The sequence below is a fragment of the Pseudomonas sp. DWP3-1-2 genome (genome assembly GCF_049896285.1).
In the GTDB taxonomy this organism is placed as follows: domain Bacteria; phylum Pseudomonadota; class Gammaproteobacteria; order Pseudomonadales; family Pseudomonadaceae; genus Aquipseudomonas.
Genome location: NZ_JAFCTZ010000014.1, coordinates 1 through 17,541, shown reverse-complemented (window position 1 = coordinate 17,541; position 17,541 = coordinate 1). Strand labels below are relative to the sequence as shown.

20 protein-coding genes are annotated in these 17,541 nt (G+C 58.6%); 7 read left to right on the top strand and 13 right to left on the bottom strand.

Annotation, left to right across the window (positions count from 1 at the left end; translation table 11 throughout):
• Positions 1-113 precede the first annotated feature (113 nt).
• Positions 114-365, bottom strand: a complete 252-nt coding sequence (locus ACP7B0_RS21560; protein ID WP_426143799.1) for a hypothetical protein — start codon at positions 363-365, stop codon at positions 114-116.
• A gap of 96 nt (positions 366-461) precedes the next feature.
• Between ACP7B0_RS21560 and ACP7B0_RS21555 the strand changes: the two genes are divergently transcribed.
• Positions 462-911, top strand: a complete 450-nt coding sequence (locus tag ACP7B0_RS21555) for an EVE domain-containing protein (protein WP_426143695.1) — start codon at positions 462-464, stop codon at positions 909-911.
• A 30-nt stretch (positions 912-941) separates the two neighbouring features.
• On the opposite strand, the gene ACP7B0_RS21550 is transcribed toward ACP7B0_RS21555, so the two are convergent.
• A complete protein-coding gene (locus ACP7B0_RS21550; RefSeq protein WP_426143693.1) occupies positions 942-1,349 on the bottom strand; it encodes a flagellar basal body-associated protein FliL in 408 nt (135 codons plus the stop codon).
• Between the two features lie 132 nt (positions 1,350-1,481).
• Between ACP7B0_RS21550 and ACP7B0_RS21545 the strand changes: the two genes are divergently transcribed.
• Entirely contained in the window at positions 1,482-2,459 is a 978-nt protein-coding gene (locus tag ACP7B0_RS21545; RefSeq protein ID WP_426143692.1) for an NADPH:quinone oxidoreductase family protein, read from the top strand.
• A 90-nt stretch (positions 2,460-2,549) separates the two neighbouring features.
• Here the strand turns inward: ACP7B0_RS21545 and ACP7B0_RS21540 are convergent, their stop codons facing one another.
• Both ACP7B0_RS21540 and ACP7B0_RS21535 read right to left on the bottom strand, forming a co-directional pair.
• The gene (locus ACP7B0_RS21540) at positions 2,550-3,140 is read right to left on the bottom strand and encodes an energy transducer TonB (RefSeq protein ID WP_426143690.1); all 591 of its coding nucleotides are present in this window, start codon (positions 3,138-3,140) and stop codon (positions 2,550-2,552) included.
• Between the two features lie 127 nt (positions 3,141-3,267).
• On the bottom strand, positions 3,268-3,945 hold the full coding sequence (locus ACP7B0_RS21535; protein WP_426143689.1) for an energy transducer TonB: 678 nt from the start codon (positions 3,943-3,945) through the stop codon (positions 3,268-3,270).
• Positions 3,946-4,184: 239 nt separating this feature from the next.
• Between ACP7B0_RS21535 and glpT the strand changes: the two genes are divergently transcribed.
• Positions 4,185-5,534 carry a glycerol-3-phosphate transporter gene (glpT, locus tag ACP7B0_RS21530; RefSeq protein WP_426143688.1) on the top strand — a complete coding sequence of 450 codons (1,350 nt, stop codon included), beginning with the start codon at positions 4,185-4,187 and terminating at the stop codon, positions 5,532-5,534.
• A 44-nt stretch (positions 5,535-5,578) separates the two neighbouring features.
• Here the strand turns inward: glpT and ACP7B0_RS21525 are convergent, their stop codons facing one another.
• From ACP7B0_RS21525 to ACP7B0_RS21485, 9 genes are all read right to left on the bottom strand, one after another.
• The gene (locus ACP7B0_RS21525) at positions 5,579-5,848 is read right to left on the bottom strand and encodes a type II toxin-antitoxin system RelE/ParE family toxin (RefSeq protein ID WP_426143686.1); all 270 of its coding nucleotides are present in this window, start codon (positions 5,846-5,848) and stop codon (positions 5,579-5,581) included.
• Positions 5,838-6,032 (bottom strand): antitoxin, encoded by a 195-nt coding sequence (locus ACP7B0_RS21520; RefSeq protein WP_426143685.1) that lies wholly within the window; start codon positions 6,030-6,032, stop codon positions 5,838-5,840. The genes ACP7B0_RS21525 and ACP7B0_RS21520 overlap by 11 nt, the downstream gene beginning before the upstream one ends.
• Before the next feature lie 75 nt (positions 6,033-6,107).
• Positions 6,108-6,782 (bottom strand): gamma-glutamylcyclotransferase, encoded by a 675-nt coding sequence (locus tag ACP7B0_RS21515; protein ID WP_426143684.1) that lies wholly within the window; start codon positions 6,780-6,782, stop codon positions 6,108-6,110.
• Between the two features lie 243 nt (positions 6,783-7,025).
• Positions 7,026-7,994 carry a CDP-6-deoxy-delta-3,4-glucoseen reductase gene (locus tag ACP7B0_RS21510; RefSeq protein WP_426143683.1) on the bottom strand — a complete coding sequence of 323 codons (969 nt, stop codon included), beginning with the start codon at positions 7,992-7,994 and terminating at the stop codon, positions 7,026-7,028.
• The gene (gene ubiD, locus ACP7B0_RS21505) at positions 7,994-9,460 is read right to left on the bottom strand and encodes a 4-hydroxy-3-polyprenylbenzoate decarboxylase (RefSeq protein WP_426143682.1); all 1,467 of its coding nucleotides are present in this window, start codon (positions 9,458-9,460) and stop codon (positions 7,994-7,996) included. The genes ACP7B0_RS21510 and ubiD overlap by 1 nt, the downstream gene beginning before the upstream one ends.
• Before the next feature lie 98 nt (positions 9,461-9,558).
• A complete protein-coding gene (locus ACP7B0_RS21500) occupies positions 9,559-11,520 on the bottom strand; it encodes an acyltransferase family protein (RefSeq protein ID WP_426143680.1) in 1,962 nt (653 codons plus the stop codon).
• Positions 11,521-11,604: 84 nt separating this feature from the next.
• Entirely contained in the window at positions 11,605-12,864 is a 1,260-nt protein-coding gene (rho, locus tag ACP7B0_RS21495; RefSeq protein ID WP_122849594.1) for a transcription termination factor Rho, read from the bottom strand.
• Between the two features lie 227 nt (positions 12,865-13,091).
• On the bottom strand, positions 13,092-13,421 hold the full coding sequence (gene trxA, locus ACP7B0_RS21490) for a thioredoxin TrxA (protein WP_005792406.1): 330 nt from the start codon (positions 13,419-13,421) through the stop codon (positions 13,092-13,094).
• Positions 13,422-13,541: 120 nt separating this feature from the next.
• Positions 13,542-14,246 (bottom strand): FadR/GntR family transcriptional regulator, encoded by a 705-nt coding sequence (locus tag ACP7B0_RS21485; protein ID WP_426143679.1) that lies wholly within the window; start codon positions 14,244-14,246, stop codon positions 13,542-13,544.
• Positions 14,247-14,526: 280 nt separating this feature from the next.
• Between ACP7B0_RS21485 and ACP7B0_RS21480 the strand changes: the two genes are divergently transcribed.
• Genes ACP7B0_RS21480 through ACP7B0_RS21465 form a run of 4 tightly spaced genes read left to right on the top strand, consistent with a single transcriptional unit; the run spans position 14,527 to position 17,389 of the window.
• Positions 14,527-15,312, top strand: a complete 786-nt coding sequence (locus tag ACP7B0_RS21480; RefSeq protein ID WP_426143677.1) for a transporter substrate-binding domain-containing protein — start codon at positions 14,527-14,529, stop codon at positions 15,310-15,312.
• 40 nt (positions 15,313-15,352) lie between these two features.
• On the top strand, positions 15,353-16,018 hold the full coding sequence (locus ACP7B0_RS21475; protein WP_426143676.1) for an amino acid ABC transporter permease: 666 nt from the start codon (positions 15,353-15,355) through the stop codon (positions 16,016-16,018).
• Entirely contained in the window at positions 16,015-16,665 is a 651-nt protein-coding gene (locus tag ACP7B0_RS21470; protein WP_426143798.1) for an amino acid ABC transporter permease, read from the top strand. The genes ACP7B0_RS21475 and ACP7B0_RS21470 overlap by 4 nt, the downstream gene beginning before the upstream one ends.
• Positions 16,652-17,389 (top strand): amino acid ABC transporter ATP-binding protein, encoded by a 738-nt coding sequence (locus ACP7B0_RS21465; protein ID WP_426143675.1) that lies wholly within the window; start codon positions 16,652-16,654, stop codon positions 17,387-17,389. The genes ACP7B0_RS21470 and ACP7B0_RS21465 overlap by 14 nt, the downstream gene beginning before the upstream one ends.
• Positions 17,390-17,541: the final 152 nt, after the last annotated feature.

Sequence of the window (17,541 nt, the reverse complement as noted above, 5' to 3'; positions counted from 1 at the left end):
GTAGGAGCTCCCGAGCAACGCGAGGCAGCGATAGCAGTCTGCCTCATACTCCGCTTCGCGGCCGTCGTTACCTCCGAGCGCTCCTACACCTGCTCCGAAGGTCCGACCATCAATCAATGCCGCGAAGGATATTTCTGTTGCTGTTGTGTAATTTCAATTGGCGCGTCCGGTTTGCTGGACCACAAACTTTGCGCATAACCCGTCGTCACGACGCCCAAGCCAAACAAAATAACCAGTATCCACAGTAAATCCGGCTTGCGTTTCATTGATTGCCCCCCTTCGGCAAACCAATACGATGTGAGCAACAGTTTTTTAGATAGGCCGTGCAGCAGCGTGAAGCTTAAAACCCCGGCATTCTCCGACAACAGCGCCGCACACGCAAACGTTGGCGTCAGCCAACCGTCGGTTTGTCACAAAAGTGTCCGACAACTTAGCCATTTCTCATTTCAGGAGCAGGAATAATGGCCTACTGGCTGATGAAATCAGAGCCCGATGAGTTCTCTGTCTTGAATCTACAAGCGCTTGGCACGGCTCGCTGGGACGGGGTTCGCAATTACCAGGCACGCAATTTCATGCGTGCGATGGCGGTAGGCGACGCGTTCTTTTTCTATCACTCCAGTTGCCCGGAGCCGGGTATCGCGGGGATCGGGCGAATCACCCACGCGGGCTACCCGGACCCTACCGCGCTTGACTCAAAAAGCCACTACTTCGATGCCAAGGCCAGCGCCGAAAAAAATCCGTGGACTGCCATCGACGTCACCTTCGTTGAAGCATTCCCGAAGGTACTCAGCCTGACCTGCCTCAAACAGCAGGCTGCGCTGGAACAACTGCCGTTGGTGCAAAAAGGCAGTCGGCTTTCCGTCATGCCGGTTACCGCCGAACAATGGGCGGCGGTCCTGGCATTGCGCTGATCAGCACTGAAACAATACCGGATACTCGAATTACTGAACAATGAAGTTGTTGAACAGCAAATCCTCTACCACAGGTTTGCCTTCTTCATCCGTCATGACCTGCTGAACCTGCTTGAGCGCTTCCTGGCGAATTTTTTCCTTCCCTTCGGCGCTGCTCATGCTGTCGACGGTCTGCTGAGTGAACAGCGCCACCAGTTGGTTACGAATCAGCGGATCATTGCGCTTCACGGCGGCCTGGGCTTCCGGGCCGGTGACGCGCAGCGCGATGTCGGCTTTATAAACGCGCAGTTTCGGTCCGCCATCGAGTGCGTAGTTGCCCACGAACGGAGGCGTCAGCGAAATATAAATAGCCTTGGGCGCCTCGCCCTCTTTCACTTCTTCCTGCGCCAGGGCGGGCAGTGACAGGGCCAACAACATCATCAGGATCCACGCTTTCACAATTCACTCCTTATCCGGTTTGGCGCACAGGTTACTTCAACTTATGCAGGCTTATCAGGCCCGGCGATGCTCATTGACGCAAAAAGCCACATACCTGAACGTATCGGCCACAAGTCAAAAAGGAATAGCCCAATGAAAGCCTTGCTGTGCAGAGCATTCGGCCCCGCCGAAACGCTCGTGCTCGAAGAAGTCGCGAGCCCGGAAATCAAGAAAAACGAAATCCTTCTGACGGTCCATGCCGCGGGCGTCAATTTTCCCGACACGCTGATCATCCAGGGCAAATACCAGTTCAAGCCGCCCTTTCCGTTTTCCCCGGGCGGTGAAGCGGCAGGCGTGGTGGCGGCCGTGGGCGAAAAAGTCAGCCATCTGAAAGTCGGCGACCGCGTCATGGCGCTGACCGGCTGGGGCAGTTTTGCCGAACACGTCGCCGTGCCAGGCTACAACGTGCTGCCGATGCCTGAAAACATGGACTTCACCACCGCTGCCGCCTTCAGCATGACCTACGGCACTTCGATGCACGCGCTGAAACAACGGGCCAATCTGCAGCCCGGCGAAACCTTGCTCGTGCTCGGCGCTTCCGGCGGTGTCGGCCTGGCGGCCGTAGAAATCGGCAAGGCCATGGGCGCGCGTGTCATCGCCGCCGCCAGCTCCGCCGAAAAGCTCGAAGTCGCCAAAAACGCTGGCGCCGACGAACTCATCAACTACACCGAAACCAACCTCAAGGAAGAAATAAAACGCCTCACCCAAGGTAACGGTGTGGATGTGATTTACGACCCGGTCGGCGGTGACCTCTTCGATCAGGCCATCCGCGCCATCGCCTGGAACGGCCGCCTGCTGGTCGTTGGCTTCGCCAGCGGCCGCATCCCCGAACTGCCCGTCAACCTTGCACTGCTTAAAGGCGCATCGGTCGTGGGCGTGTTCTGGGGATCGTTTGCACAGCGACAGCCTCAAGACAATGCGGCTAACTTTCAGCAGTTGTTCAGTTGGTATACCGAAGGCAAGTTGAAACCGCTGGTTTCACAGGTTTACCCGCTGGCAGACGCGGGGAAGGCGATTGATTCGCTGGGGCAGAGAAGGGCGGTGGGGAAGGTGGTGGTTTCGATGCTGTGACGTTCAGCGGATCGGCGTCTCGGTGAGCAGGCTCCTGTGGACATGAACGCAACAGGAGCTTTGTTGTTCGATGCTTTACAGAGCAAAAAGCTACATCAACCCCCGAATGCTAGCCGGCAGTTGATCAGCATAAGCAGCCTTGGGGTTTGCCTTGCAGCGTTCGACGATTGTCGGAAGGTTTTCCAGCAGTTCGTTGATCAGCGCAGTACGTTGCGCGGGCTCTAGCTGGCTGCTCACCATGCCTTCGGACAGGTAGCGAATGACGACGTTGAAAACGCGCAGGTCGCGAAGTTGCTGTTTGGGGTAGAGGAAGTTTTTCCTGGCCACCTGACGATTGACGGTGCGACACGGCGTTTTTAACAGCGTCGCGTTGATGTCCATGGGCAACGGCAGTGGGGAATCCAGCATGAATATCATCGGTGCGAACACTTCGGCTTCCGAGGGGGCGTCTGCGGTTACTGTCCATGGTTTGAATGTCCATTGGCTGACGGCCTCGATTGAGTATTGGGCAAACTGCGGGTGATCACTTTCGACAGCGGTCACGTCGGAAACCGAACCATCGGCGTGCACGATGAAGCGGATTTTCGTTTGCCCGGTAATCCTGTCGCTGCGCAGCTCAGGAGGATAGGTGGGCTTGGGTGTGTGCACGGGAATCAGCGTCATCTCCTCAGCCGTAGCCATGAAGGACAAGCTTAGGATTAGTGCAACGAGCAGATACCGCATGGAAAAATCCTTGTAGGGGAAGAAAGCGAGCTTGGGTTGGACGAACGGAAATTCGTGGGCTTCAGCGGGTGATCAAGAGCGAGCGCTAGCCTGAGCCTGCCCAAAGCGTCGTTATTGCTTCGGGCAGAAACTCGCTAAGTTTTCGCTGCGGATTGTTGCGGCAGGCGTTGACTGCCTTCGGGATGGCTGTTTCGAGTCGTGATAACAGTACGTTTCTCGCGTCTTCATCCGGGACCATAAAGCGCGTGTAACTCCCGGTCAGATGCTCTCGGGCACGCCAGAAGACATCCACTGTGCTCAGTGGCTCGTCGGGGAAGTTCTGTTGGCTGGTCTGAACTTCGTAATTGAGATAGGCACACAACGTGTTCTCAAGGCCGACGGTAATGAGCGGGGAGAAGGGTTCGATGCCTTGGGCGCCGAAGATAATTGGCACGATGATGTCAACGCTTGAAGGCCTGCCGTCTGTTACGCCCCAAGGCTGGTACCGCCACTGAACAACGGCTTTTTGCGCTGCTTCGGTAAATCTCGGGTGACTGCTTTCCCGGACTCTGGCCGTCTGTACGGTCCCGAATGCGCCCACGGTGAGGTTCACGAACACCTTGCCGGCATGTCGTTTTTTGAGCAGGTCTTCGGGGAATTCGGGAGCCGGCCTGGAAACCGGAATCAACAGGGCTTCGTTTGCCTGAACGGTCAGGCAGACCCAGCACAGCACCCATAAAGAAAAAAATTTCACGCTGCCCCCGTAAGCGTTTCCTGTCGACATGACAGGCAGGCGCCGATGGTAAGGGGCGATTGTCGGAGGGTGAATCCAGTGGCGTCCTATTCAGGCGTAGGACCGATCCTAATCTCATGACATTTGCTTACACATCCAGGGCGTGTTCAAAAAACAACGGCTAAAAAGCCGTATTTCCTACCGAATCTCCGGCGTTAGGCTCTCCTTTTTTCTGTAATGAAAATGTAATATTCGCTTTCGCACAGAAAAACAAAAATGGAGAGTCTTTGATGTTTGCCTTCTTCCGCCCTGCCGTACACAAGGCCCCGTTGCCTGAAGAAAATGTTGATAGCACCTATCGCCGCCTGCGCTGGCAGATCTTCGCGGGTATTTTTATTGGCTATGCAGGTTATTACCTGTTGCGGAAAAACTTTTCGCTGGCCATGCCGTACCTGATCGACGAGGGGTACACCCGGGGTCAGTTGGGGGTGGCGATGTCTGCGATTGCCATCGCCTACGGGCTGTCGAAGTTCCTGATGGGGATCGTTTCCGACCGCTCCAATCCGCGCTATTTCCTGCCGTTCGGCCTGCTGGTTTCGGCGGCGGTGATGTTCGTGTTCGGGTTCGCATCCTGGGCAACGTCCAGCGTGGCAATCATGTTTGTCCTGCTGTTCATCAACGGCTGGGCGCAAGGCATGGGTTGGCCGCCGAGCGGGCGGACGATGGTGCATTGGTGGTCGCAGAAGGAGCGTGGCGGCGTGGTGTCGGTATGGAACGTCGCGCATAACGTCGGCGGCGGCTTGATCGGCCCTTTGTTCCTGCTGGGCCTGGGCTGGACCAATGACTGGCATGCGGCGTTCTACGTGCCTGCCGCCGTTGCCTTGCTGGTGGCGCTGTTTGCGTTTGCGACCATGCGCGACACGCCGCAATCCGTCGGTTTGCCGCCCATTGAGCATTACAGGAACGACTACCCGGAAGGCTACGACGAGAGCCACGAAAAAGAATTCAGTGCCAAGGAAATCTTCGTCAAGTACGTACTGCGCAACAAAATGCTCTGGTACATCGCGCTGGCCAACGTCTTCGTTTACCTGCTGCGTTATGGCGTGCTGGACTGGGCCCCGACGTACCTGAAGGAAGCCAAGCACTTCACCGTCGACAAGACGTCCTGGGCGTACTTTTTTTATGAGTGGGCGGGTATTCCGGGCACGCTGCTGTGCGGCTGGATGTCGGACAAACTATTCAAAGGCAATCGCGGCCTGACGGGCGTGGTGTTCATGGTCATGGTGACCGTCGCCACGCTGGTTTACTGGCTGAACCCGCCGGGCAATCCGCTGGTAGACATGATCGCGCTGGTTTCCATCGGCTTTTTGATCTACGGGCCGGTCATGCTCATCGGCTTGCAGGCGCTGGAGTTGGTCCCGAAAAAAGCGGCGGGCACGGCTGCGGGTTTCACTGGTCTGTTCGGCTACCTGGGCGGATCAGTCGCCGCCAGCGCGCTGATGGGCTACACCGTGGACCACTTCGGCTGGGACGGCGGCTTTGTCTTGCTGTTGATCGCGTGCGTGCTGGCAATCGCGTTCCTGTTGCCGACGCTCTGGCATAAACAGGTGGCGAGTACGGCGCGGGAGGTGGTGGCGTAAAGCGAGCGGTGGCAGGTCTTGAAGGTTTGAGATCTGCCACAGGCTTATGGGTACTGCCGCCTTGAATGCAGGACATTCAGAATTTCGATTCTGTCGGTTACTCGGTACACCACCAGATAGTTGGGATGCACGACGATCTCCCTGGTGTTGGGTACCCGCCCGAATCTGTAGAGGTACGGATGTTCCGGGAGGGCTGAAGTTGCGGATTCAATATCTTCCAGAAGTGCCAGGGCAGCCTGAGGATTTCGTTCATCTATGTAGTCAAGAATCTCGATTAAAGCGGCTCTTGCGTCTGGACGCGATTCAACGATCATTCCGTCGCTTTTCCCGCTTCGCCGCAAGACGGGCTTTCATCTCGGCTATTACTTTATCGTGCGAAACGTTCGGCGCCGTGTCATCAAGTGATGCCTGCACCTTGGCTCTGAACCAGGCATCGTAACTGGCGGCTTGCTCTTCAGATTCGAACTCTGAAACGATGGGTGACAATTGAGCGCTCATGTCAAAGCTCCTTTGGCGATGCCTCTAGTCTAGCGATTAGCCAACTAATCGCGAGAACCGTTTGCAACCTGATGTTTATGTCACCTCGCAGCCCCCCCAACACCTTCTCAGTCGCGCCTCCAGATTCAGGTCTGGCATGGCGTGGCTGCGCAGGGCGTTGGCGGTTTGTTCGACGTAGTCGCGGGTGGTGCCGTATCGACCGCTCGCGCTGGCCAGTACCTGGCTCAGGACGCTATCCGGCAAATTGCCTGCGTAGCTGGGCAGGTGTCGCTCAAGCACAAAACCCAGGGCTTGAACGCGAGTGCCGTCGGCAAGCCGGCAGTTGAGCCAGTGCGGGCGATAGGAGGGGAACGGCATTTCCCGTTGCCAGAGTGCCAGCAGCGACGCTTCCAGGTTGTCGTCGGGCAGTCGATAAGCGAATCCGCTGCATGAGCCACCGCGATCCAGACCAAACACCAGGCCAGGCATTTCCGGCGTGCCTCTGTGTTCGTGAGACCAAAGGTAGAGGCCGCGATGATAACCATGCACGCGGCCGCGTTGGCGCTCTACGGCGGTGCATTCGGGTTTCCAGATCAGCGAACCGTAGGCGAACAGCCAGACCGGGCCACCTTCATGGCGGGCCATGGTGGCACGCATTGAAATCATCAGTTGTTCGCGGGTCAGTTGTGGCCCGAGGTCGATGGTGGGCGGGTACGTCAGGCCAAGGCCGTCGTGCACCGCGACCACCAACTCGTTGATTTGATTGCCCATTTTGCCCCCTGGCGAACGTCCGGCCAGTTGTAGCGGTCCCTGCTGAAAATGTCTTCACGGGCACTGACAAAGAAACCGTGCTTCGTCAAAAAGTGCCTGCGTATCAGACTGCCCGGACGGCCTGTCAGTCACGCGTCAAATGCCGGAAAGATCATCAGTCTTGAAGCAATTAGCACTCCACGCCCGTGACCATTGGGCGGGAAAGTGACGTTGGCGGGCGGTCTGCCTCGCTGTCGTGGTTGATCAGGGACGAGGTGCGTAGGCGAAGACGTCCGCGCGCATTTGATGGGCGCTCATGCCCGCGCTGACGAGGGCGTCGAGGGTGGCGTAGATCATGGCTGGCGAGCCGCTGGCGTAGACGTGTACGGCAGAGAGATCGGCGATGTCGCTGCACACCGCTTCATGCAGCATCCCGCAGCGGCCTTCCCAACCGCACAAGTCGCTGACGACTTTGTGCAGGAACAGGTTAGGCAGCTTCTTCCATTCGTCCCAGTGCTGAATTTCGTAGAAATCGTCCGGCCGCCGCACGCCCCAGTACAAATGCACGGGATGATGGAAACCCTTGATGCGGCAGTGCTCGATCAGGCTTTGCATCTGCGCCATGCCCGTGCCAGCCGCGATCAATACCAATGGACCGTCGGGCAGTTCAGCCAGGTGCGTGTCGCCAAACGGCAGTTCGACGTTCGCCATGGTATTGCGTTGCAGTTGTTCGATCAGGCTTTGGGCGCTGGCTTCACGAACCAGGACATGCAGTTGCAGGTCGCGGCCGCTTTCCGGGGCAGAGGCCAGCGAGAAGGCGGATTTTTCGCCGTTATCCCGATGAATCATCAAATACTGACCCGCATGATAACGGGGCGGTTTGCCGGCGGGCGCGCGCAGCCCGATACGCCAGACATCGCCGCCCACTTCGACGCATTCGCTCAGTTGGCAGGCGAAGGTGCGCACCGGCAACTCACCCAGAGGGAGAACGCCATCCCACAGGACTTCGCACGCCTCAAGGGGTTCGGCCAGGCAGGTGTAGATTTCGCCATGGGTCAGTTCTTCACCGGCCTGCAACACGCGGCCGTGGACCAGCAGCGCCGAACACACATGGCAATTGCCGTTGCGGCAGCTTTGCGGGCAGTCGTAACCCAGGCGTTGCGCGGCATCGAGAATCCGCTCGCCGGGCAGTGTTTCAAGTACTGCGCCCGATGGCTGCAAGGTTACGCGCATCAATCTATTCCCAACTGATTCCAGATGTCGTCAACCCGGCGTGTAACGGCTTCGTCCTTGACGATAACCCGACCCCACTCACGCGTGGTCTCGCCCGGCCATTTATGCGTTGCGTCCAGCCCCATCTTCGAACCCAGCCCGGACACCGGCGAGGCGAAATCCAGGTAGTCGATGGGCGTGTTGTCGATCATCACCGTGTCGCGCTTGGGGTCCATGCGCGTGGTGATGGCCCAGATCACGTCGTTCCAGTCCCGGGCATTGATGTCGTCATCGGTGACAATAACGAACTTGGTGTACATGAACTGTCGCAAAAACGACCACACGCCCAGCATCACACGCTTGGCATGGCCGGGGTACTGCTTCTTGATCGTCACGATAGCCATGCGATAAGAGCAACCTTCCGGCGGCAGGTAGAAGTCGGTGATTTCCGGGAACTGTTTTTGGAGGATCGGCACGAACACTTCGTTCAATGCCACCCCAAGTATCGCGGGTTCATCCGGAGGCCGACCGGTGTAGGTGCTGTGGTAGATCGGTTTGATCCGATGGGTGATGCGCTCGACGGTGAACACCGGAAAGCTGTCGACTTCGTTGTAATAGCCGGTGTGATCGCCATACGGGCCTTCGTCGGCCATTTCGCCGGGGTGAATCACGCCTTCGAGGACGAACTCGGCGCTGGCCGGGACTTGCAGGTTATTGCCACGGCACTTGATCAGCTCGGTACGGCTGCCCCGCAACAAACCGGCGAAGGCGTATTCGGAAAGGCTGTCGGGCACCGGGGTCACGGCACCGAGGATGGTGGCCGGGTCGGCACCCAATGCTACGGACACCGGGAAGGGCTCGCCGGGATGCTTGATGCACCACTCCTTGAAGTCCAGGGCACCGCCACGGTGGCTCAGCCAACGCATGATGACCTTGTTGCGGCCGATCACTTGCTGGCGGTAAATACCGAGGTTCTGCCGCTCCTTGTTGGGGCCGCGAGTCACGGTCAGGCCCCAGGTGATCAGCGGTGCAACGTCGCCGGGCCAGCAGGTTTGTACCGGGAGCATGCCCAGGTCCACGTCATCGCCTTCGATGACGACTTCCTGGCAAGGTGCATCCTTGACGACCTTGGGCGCCATGGCGATGACTTTCTTGAAGATTGGCAGCTTGGACCAGGCGTCTTTCAGGCCCTTGGGCGGTTCGGGTTCCTTGAGGAACGCCAGCAGCTTGCCGATTTCCCGCAGTTCGCCCACTTCTTCAGCGCCCATGCCCATGGCAACGCGCTCGGGCGTACCGAACAGGTTGCCGAGCACCGGAATATCAAAGCCGACCGGCTTCTCGAACAGTAAGGCCGGGCCCTTGGCGCGCAAGGTGCGGTCGCAGATTTCGGTCATTTCCAAAACAGGGGAAATGGGCATTTGAATGCGTTTCAACTCTCCGCGCTGCTCCAGCTGCTGCACGAAATCGCGTAGGTCCTTGAATTTCATTAGCCCGGCCACTTAAAAAATAGGTTCGTATCGTACCTGCTCTCGGAACCGACTGCCTCACTCTTGTAGCGACTGCGCAAACGCGTCAGTGCAGCGTATCACTGCGGGTTCTCACTCATGAAGATCGGCGCAAACAAGGGTTTCACGCGTTCGCCGCCCTGATCGGACAGGTGATTTTCGTCCTTGTACTGGGAGTAGCCATCCATGGCCGCGCGACAGAGGCCATCGGTGCAGAGCAACGGCGCGGGGTCAAGCACGTGGACATGAGGGTCTGAGGCCGCCAGATCGGCGAACAGGGCGTCGATGAAATGCTGACGCTGGCGATGATCCGCGATGGGGCGACCGACCTCCTGCGCCGAACGGCCGACCATCGCCAGGCTGCTGAGCCGCGCAATGGTGCCTTGACGTTGCAGCGGGACTTCCTTGAACAGCCAGACGTTCGCGCCAGCCGCGCGCAACTGAGCCACCGTGGCGCGCAGGTTGTCCGCCAGGTGCTGCTCGGCGACGGCGCGGCTTTCGTTGCGGTAGGTCATGTGTTCCTGGTCGCCGTCTTCCTCGCCATACAAATAAAGGCTCCAGCGGGCCGCGAGCACCACGTCACGGACTTTTTGCTGTTCGATCAGCGTCAGGGTCTGGCGATTGAAGGTCTGACATTGTGGTCGCGATTCAAAGCCCGACACAGGCACGCAACCGGACAGGCTCGTCAGCCAGACCGGAATGCCATAACGGTCGGCATCCTCTTTGAACGCAGGCATCAGCGCTGCCGCATGGCTGTCGCCCCAGACCAGTTGCAGCGGTGGCACGGCGGCATGGGTGCCGAACCGGCACATGGCGCTCAAATCCGGGCTGTCGGGTTGCAGCAGGCAATCCACCTGACCCCGCTGCCAGTCCCGAGCCTGAGCGTATTGGCTGGCCTGGCCGGTGAGCCGCTGCGGTACGCCGTCGGCCCAGCGCACGGCCTGTCCGGCCATGGCGACAACCAGCATGCACAGCGCCGCGCCGACGAGCACGGGCTTGCGCCCTGCAAACAGACGTTTTTCGCGAAAGGGCCTTTCGATCAGGCGCCAGGACAGCCAGGCCAGCACCCCGCAAAGCCCGATCCACATCAAGGCTTCGCGCCGCTGCATGCCATCAATGGAAATCGCGTTGGCGTAGACGAATACGGGCCAATGCCACAGGTATAGGGAGTAAGAGATCAGCCCGATTGCCACCAGCGGCGGTGTGCTCAAGGCCCTGGCGACCAGCGTCTGCGTCTGTGCCTGACCGTTGGCCCAGATCAGCGCCGTGGCCCCGAGTACCGGGAGCAGCGCCGCCCAGCCTGGAAACGGCGTACGGCTGTTGAGCCCGCAAACGGCAATCAGAATCGCCGCCAGCCCTGCCAGGCTTACGGCCTGATACACCCACGGTCTCAGCCTGACGCTGGACGCAGGCAAGACCGCCAGCATCGCGCCGCACAGCAATTCCCAGGCGCGCATCGGCAGCAGGAAGAACGCCGAGTCCGGTGCGTGACGGGTGCTCCAGATACTCAGGGCGAACGACACCAGCAGCAGGCCCAGCAGCATCAAACGCCAGTGCCGAAACAATCGCGTGATCAGCACCATCAGCAGCGGAAAAATGACGTAGTACTGCTCTTCCACCGACAGCGACCAGGTGTGCAGCAACGGTTTGAAATCCGATGCCGGATTGAAGTAGCCGTCCTGGCGCATGAACAGGATGTTGGAAATGAACATCGCCTGATAACGCACGGCGCGCCCCAGTTGCGAATAGTCATGGGGCGTCAGCAGCAGCCAGCCAACGAGCAGGGTCGCGATGAGCACCACGCTTAAGGCAGGGATGATGCGTCGGGCGCGGCGGGCCCAGAAGTCGACGAAGCTGAAGCGGCCGGCGCTGATTTCACGATGAATGATCGACGTGATCAGGAAACCCGAGATCACGAAGAAAACATCGACGCCCACGAAGCCGCCGCTGAACGTGGTAAAGCCGTAGTGGAAAAGCACGACAGGAATAACCGCGAGGGCGCGCAGGCCGTCGATATCCCGCCGATTACCGAAAGTGTGCATGACGCTCCTTGTCGTGATGATCAAAAGTCAGGCGAAAAAAATGGTGTCCCTAAGGACACCATTCTTGTTTAGCCGTTCAGCCTGTTATTTGCGTTTCATCGACAGGAAGAACTCATCGTTGGTCTTGGTCTGCTTGAGCTTGTCGATCAGGAACTCGATAGCAGCGACTTCGTCCATCGGGTGCAGCAGTTTGCGCAGGATCCACATGCGTTGCAGTTCGTCATCGGCGGTCAGCAACTCTTCGCGGCGGGTGCCGGAACGGTTGATGTTGATCGCCGGGAACACACGCTTCTCTGCAATCTTGCGATCCAGAGGCAGTTCCATGTTGCCGGTACCCTTGAACTCTTCGTAGATCACTTCATCCATCTTCGAGCCGGTTTCAACCAGCGCGGTGGCGATGATGGTCAGCGAACCGCCTTCTTCGATGTTCCGCGCCGCGCCGAAGAAACGTTTCGGTTTCTCCAGGGCGTGGGCATCGACACCACCGGTCAGTACCTTGCCGGAGCTCGGGATGACGGTGTTGTAGGCGCGAGCCAGACGAGTAATGGAGTCAAGCAGGATCACGACGTCTTTCTTGTGCTCGACCAGGCGCTTGGCCTTTTCGATCACCATTTCGGCAACCTGTACGTGACGGGTTGGCGGTTCGTCGAACGTCGAGGCAACCACTTCGCCGCGCACGGTGCGCTGCATTTCGGTCACTTCTTCCGGGCGTTCATCGATCAGCAGAACGATCAGATGCACTTCCGGGTTGTTACGCGTGATGTTGGCCGCGATGTTCTGCAGCATGATCGTCTTGCCCGCCTTGGGCGGAGCAACGATCAGACCGCGCTGGCCTTTGCCGATCGGTGCGCACAAGTCGATCACACGGCCGGTCAAGTCTTCAGTGGAGCCGTTACCGGCTTCCATCTTCATGCGTACGTTCGGGAACAACGGCGTCAGGTTTTCGAAAAGAATCTTGTTCTTTGCGTTTTCCGGACGGTCGTAGTTGATCGTGTCGACCTTGAGCAGGGCGAAATAACGCTCGCCTTCTTTCGGTGGGCGGATCTTGCCGACGATGGTGTCGCCGGTACGCAGGTTGAAGCGGCGGATCTGGCTAGGCGAGACGTAGATATCGTCCGGGCCGGCGAGATAGGAAGCGTCTGCGGAGCGCAGGAAACCGAAGCCGTCCTGGAGGATCTCCAGCACGCCATCACCGGAAATTTCCTCGCCACTCTTGGCGTGCTTTTTCAGCAGGGAGAAAATGACATCCTGCTTGCGCGAACGGGCCATATTTTCTATGCCCATCTGTTCGGCCATTTCGAGCAGATCGGTAATCGGCTTTTGCTTGAGTTCAGTCAGGTTCATATAGGAATGACGTAATCATGTATGGAGGGGGAAATTAAGCTTTTGGCTTAATGAGGCCGCGCCGCAGAGAAGGCGACAGGATCGCGTACTAATTCGAAAGGAGAGCGTCGGCGACGGCTTGCAGGGGGCAACGGAGAAGCCGTTGCGGGGCCGAATGTACCACTTGATTTTCGAGGAGTCTAGTACATCGCCCGAAAAAAACCCCGCAATTTGCGGGGCTTTGGTCATCAGATATTGGCGTCGAGGAACGCTGCAAGCTGAGACTTCGACAGTGCGCCAACCTTGGTCGCTTCAACATTGCCGTTCTTGAACAGCATCAACGTCGGGATACCACGCACGCCGTGCTTGGCCGGGGTTTCCTGGTTTTCGTCGATGTTCAGCTTGGCGATGGTCAGCTTGCCTTTGTAGGTTTCGGCGATCTCGTCCAGAACCGGGGCAATCATTTTGCAAGGGCCACACCACTCAGCCCAGTAATCAACTAGTACAGCACCATCAGCCTTGAGGACATCGGCTTCGAAGCTGGCGTCGCTCACGTGCTTGATAAGGTCGCTACTCATGGAGTTCTCCGAGTTAGTAGGCTAAAAACGTCGCCCATCATAGCGGGCCTTGCCCGGTTCAGGAAGCCGGACGTCATTGAGTCTGGCTATAGCGGTCCATGACTTTGGTTATAGCGCCGCTTAGCTGGAAGGTGAAACAAACACGATGCCGGTGCGCAGCGCGGCGCCACGTATGTGTTCATGCATGGCTTTCTGGGCCGGGCCTGAGATGTGGCGGGCCAGGGCGCGGAGGATTTTGCGGTGTTCCTGCCAGGTTTCCATGGCCCTGGAGGCCCGGATGAACGGCATTTTCTGGCTTTCCAGAAAGATATCGGCACCGGCGGTGACGATGCCGAGCATCGCTTGATTGCCGCTGGCGACGAGGATGTGGCGGTGAAATTCGAAATCCAGACGTGCTGCGGCTTCAAAATCACCGGCGCGCAGCTCCAGGCGCATGGCTTCAACGTTGTCTTCCAGCACATCACGCTCATCAGCGGTCAAGGTGACGGCGGCCAGCCCGGCGGCGAAGCCTTCCAGGGCATAACGCAGCTGAAACGTATCGGCCGGTGAAATTTGCACATCGAAAGGCCATGAAAAACCGCCCGTGCGCTGTTCTGGTTCAGAAATTTTCTGGACGAAGACGCCTTTACCCGGTTGTACGCTGACGACGCCCAGGGCACTGAGCGATGACAAGGCTTCGCGCAGGGAGGCGCGGCTGACCCCCAGCAATACGGCCAGCTCCCGCTGTGAAGGCAGGCTGTCGCCAGGCTCATAGCCTTGCTCGGCGATCAATTTGCGGATCGCTCGCAAGGCGGACTCGGGTACTGCGATTGCGCTGTGTGGCATCACTGTTCAGGCCAGTCAGTCCAGTAGAAGCCCCTTGTATAACCATCCTCTGCATCAGGCAAGCGACGCCCAGGCCTGGGGCGACGGGGTTTGCGGGCGCTCCAAAGCGGGGCGGTCCGGGACGCAACTGTTCAGACCAGTAAGACCAAAACGGCGCTGCATCCCGCAGATTCCGGCCCCATTGCACGCGATGGCATGGGCTGTGCAATGGCCTGAGCAAGCACTTGTGCATGAACCGCAGCCTCGCAGCACCCTCTTTCGTCCGACCCGGAGTCTTCCTATGACCAAGCGTTACAGCGCCCTGCTTACTGCTCTGTTTGCCAGCCTCGTACTCAGTCAGGCACCTGCTCATGCCAATGGGTTGGACGACGTGATCTCGCGCGGCACCTTGAAAGTCGCTGTGCCACAGGACTTCCCGCCATTCGGTTCGGTGGGCACGGACATGAAGCCACGTGGCCTGGATATCGACACGGCCAAGCTGGTGGCAGACCAGTTGAAAGTGAAGCTGGAGCTGACCCCGGTCAACAGCACCAACCGCATCCCGTACCTGACCACCGGCAAGGTGGACCTGGTGATCTCCAGCCTGGGCAAAAACCCGGACCGCGAAAAGGTCATCGACTTCTCCCGGGCCTATGCACCTTTCTATCTGGCGGTATTCGGCCCGCCTGAGGCTTCGATCAAAACGATTGACGACCTCAAGGGCAAAACCATCAGCGTGACCCGCGGCGCCATTGAAGACATCGAGCTGAGCGCTGTTGCGCCCAAGGACGCCACTATCAAGCGTTTCGAAGACAACAACTCCACCATCGCGGCCTACCTGGCCGGCCAGACCGATCTGATTGCCAGCGGCAACGTGGTGATGGTTGCCATCAGCGAGAAGAACCCGAAACGTATCCCCGAGCTGAAAGTGAAACTCAAGGATTCCCCGGTTTACGTGGGCGTGAACAAGGATCAGCCGGAGTTGCTGGCCAGGGTCAACGAGATCCTCAATGCCGCCAAGGCTGACGGTGCGCTGGAAAAGAACGCCCAGACCTGGCTCAAGCAGCCGTTGCCCGCTGATCTCTAACCGCTGCCTGCTCACTGCTTTTTGAATTCGGGATCAGCCAATGGCGTATCACTTCGACTTTGTACCGGTTCTGCAAAACGCCGATCTGCTCTTGAAAGGCGCGTTGTTCACCCTGGAATTGACCGCCATCGGCACCGTTCTCGGGGTCGGTCTGGGCATCATTGGCGCCATCGTGCGGGCCTGGAAAATCCAGCCCTTCTCGGCGATTTTCGGGGTGTACGTCGAGCTGATCCGCAATACGCCGTTTCTGGTCCAACTGTTCTTTATCTTCTTCGGGCTGCCCTCGCTGGGTATCCAGATATCGGAATGGCAGGCGGCGATTCTGGCGATGGTGATCAACCTGGGCGCGTACTCGACCGAGATCATTCGCGCCGGCATCCAGGCGATCCCCCGGGGTCAGCTGGAAGCTGCGGCTGCGCTGGCGATGAGTCGGTTCGAGGCCTTCCGCTACGTGGTGTTGATCCCGGCGTTGGGCAAGGTCTGGCCCGCACTGAGCAGCCAGATCATTATCGTGATGCTGGGTTCGGCGGTGTGCTCGCAGATTGCCACTGAGGAGCTGAGCTTCTTCGCCAACTTCATTCAGTCCCGCAACTTCCGCTCCTTCGAAACCTACATCGTGACCACGCTGATCTACCTGTGCATGGCGTTGCTGATCCGCCAATTGCTGGCGTGGATCGGACGTCGCTATATATCGAGGAAAGGCTGATGGATTTCACCCTCTGGGATATTGTGCGCAACCTGCTTACCGGCCTGCAGTGGACGCTGGCGCTGTCATTGGTGGCATTCATCGGCGGTGGTGTGATCGGGTTGCTGGTCATGTGGATGCGCATTTCAAAACTCAATGCGCCCAGGGTTGTGGCCAAGGTCTACATCGAGCTGTTTCAAGGCACGCCGCTGTTGATGCAGCTGTTTCTGGTGTTCTTTGGCGTGGCGCTGCTGGGCTTCGACATCTCGCCCTGGGCCGCTGCGGCGCTGGCGCTGACGTTGTTTACCAGCGCGTACCTGGCTGAAATCTGGCGTGGTTGTGTCGAATCCATTGCTCATGGCCAATGGGAAGCGTCCGCGAGTCTGGCGCTGTCTCCGTTGGAGCAATTGCGTTACGTGATCCTGCCCCAAGCGCTGCGTATTGCCGTCGCGCCTACCGTGGGGTTTTCCGTACAAGTGGTCAAAGGCACCGCCGTGACCTCGATCATCGGTTTTACCGAACTGACCAAAACCGGCGGCATGCTGGCCAACGCGACGTTCCAGCCATTTCTGGTCTACGGCTTCGTCGCCCTGGGCTATTTCATGTTGTGTTACCCCTTGTCGCTCAGTGCCCGCTATCTGGAAAGGAGACTGCATGCCTCTGCTTAGAATTTCCGCGCTGCATAAATATTACGGCGACCATCACGTGCTCAAGGGCATTGATCTTTCCGTTGAGGAAGGCCAGGTCGTGGCGATCATCGGTCGCAGCGGTTCGGGCAAGAGCACGCTGTTGCGCACCTTGAACGGGCTTGAGTCGATCAATGACGGCGTTATCGAAGTCGATGGCGAATACCTGGACGCCGCCCGTGCAGACCTGCGCACGTTGCGGCAGAAAGTCGGCATGGTCTTTCAGCAGTTCAACTTGTTTCCACACCTGAGCGTCGGCGAAAACGTCATGCTCGCGCCGCAGGTCGTGCAAAAGGTGCCTCGGGACGAAGCCCGCAAACTGGCCAAACGCATGCTTGAGCGAGTCGGGTTGAGTGAGAAGTTTGATGCCTTCCCGGATCGGTTGTCCGGCGGTCAGCAGCAACGCGTGGCAATCGCCCGTGCGCTGGCGATGTCGCCCAAGGTGCTGTTGTGCGATGAGATCACCTCAGCGCTGGACCCGGAGCTGGTCAACGAAGTGCTGGGCGTGGTGCGCCAACTCGCCGCCGACGGCATGACGCTGATCATGGTGACCCACGAGATGCGCTTTGCGCGGGAAGTGGGCGACAAGCTGGTGTTCATGCATCAAGGGAAAGTGCACGAAGTCGGCGACCCGAAAATCCTGTTCGCCAACCCGCGCACGCATGAGCTGGCGAATTTTATCGGGTCGGTGGAGCAGGGGGCCTAAGCCCGCCATCCCGGCATCGCGTTGAATCAGTACCTGTAGGAGCGAGCTTGTAGTGGTCCAGTTTTTTTGGACCGTTCCGTAGGAGCATTAGGCCGCCCGTTTCTCAAAAACAGCGGGCGGCAAATTGTTCGAGGCGGTGTGACAGCGTCGGT

Excerpts from the sequence above, each read along its gene's own strand:
- ACP7B0_RS21555 (WP_426143695.1), top strand. The coding sequence starts at position 462 with ATGGCCTACTGGCTGATGAAATCAGAGCCCGATGAGTTCTCTGTCTTG.
- ACP7B0_RS21540 (WP_426143690.1), bottom strand. The coding sequence starts at position 3,140 with ATGGCTACGGCTGAGGAGATGACGCTGATTCCCGTGCACACACCCAAG.
- ACP7B0_RS21515 (WP_426143684.1), bottom strand. The coding sequence starts at position 6,782 with ATGGGCAATCAAATCAACGAGTTGGTGGTCGCGGTGCACGACGGCCTT.
- ACP7B0_RS21480 (WP_426143677.1), top strand. The coding sequence starts at position 14,527 with ATGACCAAGCGTTACAGCGCCCTGCTTACTGCTCTGTTTGCCAGCCTC.
- ACP7B0_RS21475 (WP_426143676.1), top strand. The coding sequence starts at position 15,353 with ATGGCGTATCACTTCGACTTTGTACCGGTTCTGCAAAACGCCGATCTG.
- ACP7B0_RS21485 (WP_426143679.1), bottom strand. The coding sequence starts at position 14,246 with ATGCCACACAGCGCAATCGCAGTACCCGAGTCCGCCTTGCGAGCGATC.
- ACP7B0_RS21545 (WP_426143692.1), top strand. The coding sequence starts at position 1,482 with ATGAAAGCCTTGCTGTGCAGAGCATTCGGCCCCGCCGAAACGCTCGTG.
- ACP7B0_RS21525 (WP_426143686.1), bottom strand. The coding sequence starts at position 5,848 with ATGATCGTTGAATCGCGTCCAGACGCAAGAGCCGCTTTAATCGAGATT.
- ACP7B0_RS21500 (WP_426143680.1), bottom strand. The coding sequence starts at position 11,520 with ATGCACACTTTCGGTAATCGGCGGGATATCGACGGCCTGCGCGCCCTC.
- ubiD (WP_426143682.1), bottom strand. The coding sequence starts at position 9,460 with ATGAAATTCAAGGACCTACGCGATTTCGTGCAGCAGCTGGAGCAGCGC.
- trxA (WP_005792406.1), bottom strand. The coding sequence starts at position 13,421 with ATGAGTAGCGACCTTATCAAGCACGTGAGCGACGCCAGCTTCGAAGCC.
- ACP7B0_RS21520 (WP_426143685.1), bottom strand. The coding sequence starts at position 6,032 with ATGAGCGCTCAATTGTCACCCATCGTTTCAGAGTTCGAATCTGAAGAG.
- rho (WP_122849594.1), bottom strand. The coding sequence starts at position 12,864 with ATGAACCTGACTGAACTCAAGCAAAAGCCGATTACCGATCTGCTCGAA.
- ACP7B0_RS21465 (WP_426143675.1), top strand. The coding sequence starts at position 16,652 with ATGCCTCTGCTTAGAATTTCCGCGCTGCATAAATATTACGGCGACCAT.
- ACP7B0_RS21510 (WP_426143683.1), bottom strand. The coding sequence starts at position 7,994 with ATGCGCGTAACCTTGCAGCCATCGGGCGCAGTACTTGAAACACTGCCC.
- ACP7B0_RS21535 (WP_426143689.1), bottom strand. The coding sequence starts at position 3,945 with ATGTCGACAGGAAACGCTTACGGGGGCAGCGTGAAATTTTTTTCTTTA.
- glpT (WP_426143688.1), top strand. The coding sequence starts at position 4,185 with ATGTTTGCCTTCTTCCGCCCTGCCGTACACAAGGCCCCGTTGCCTGAA.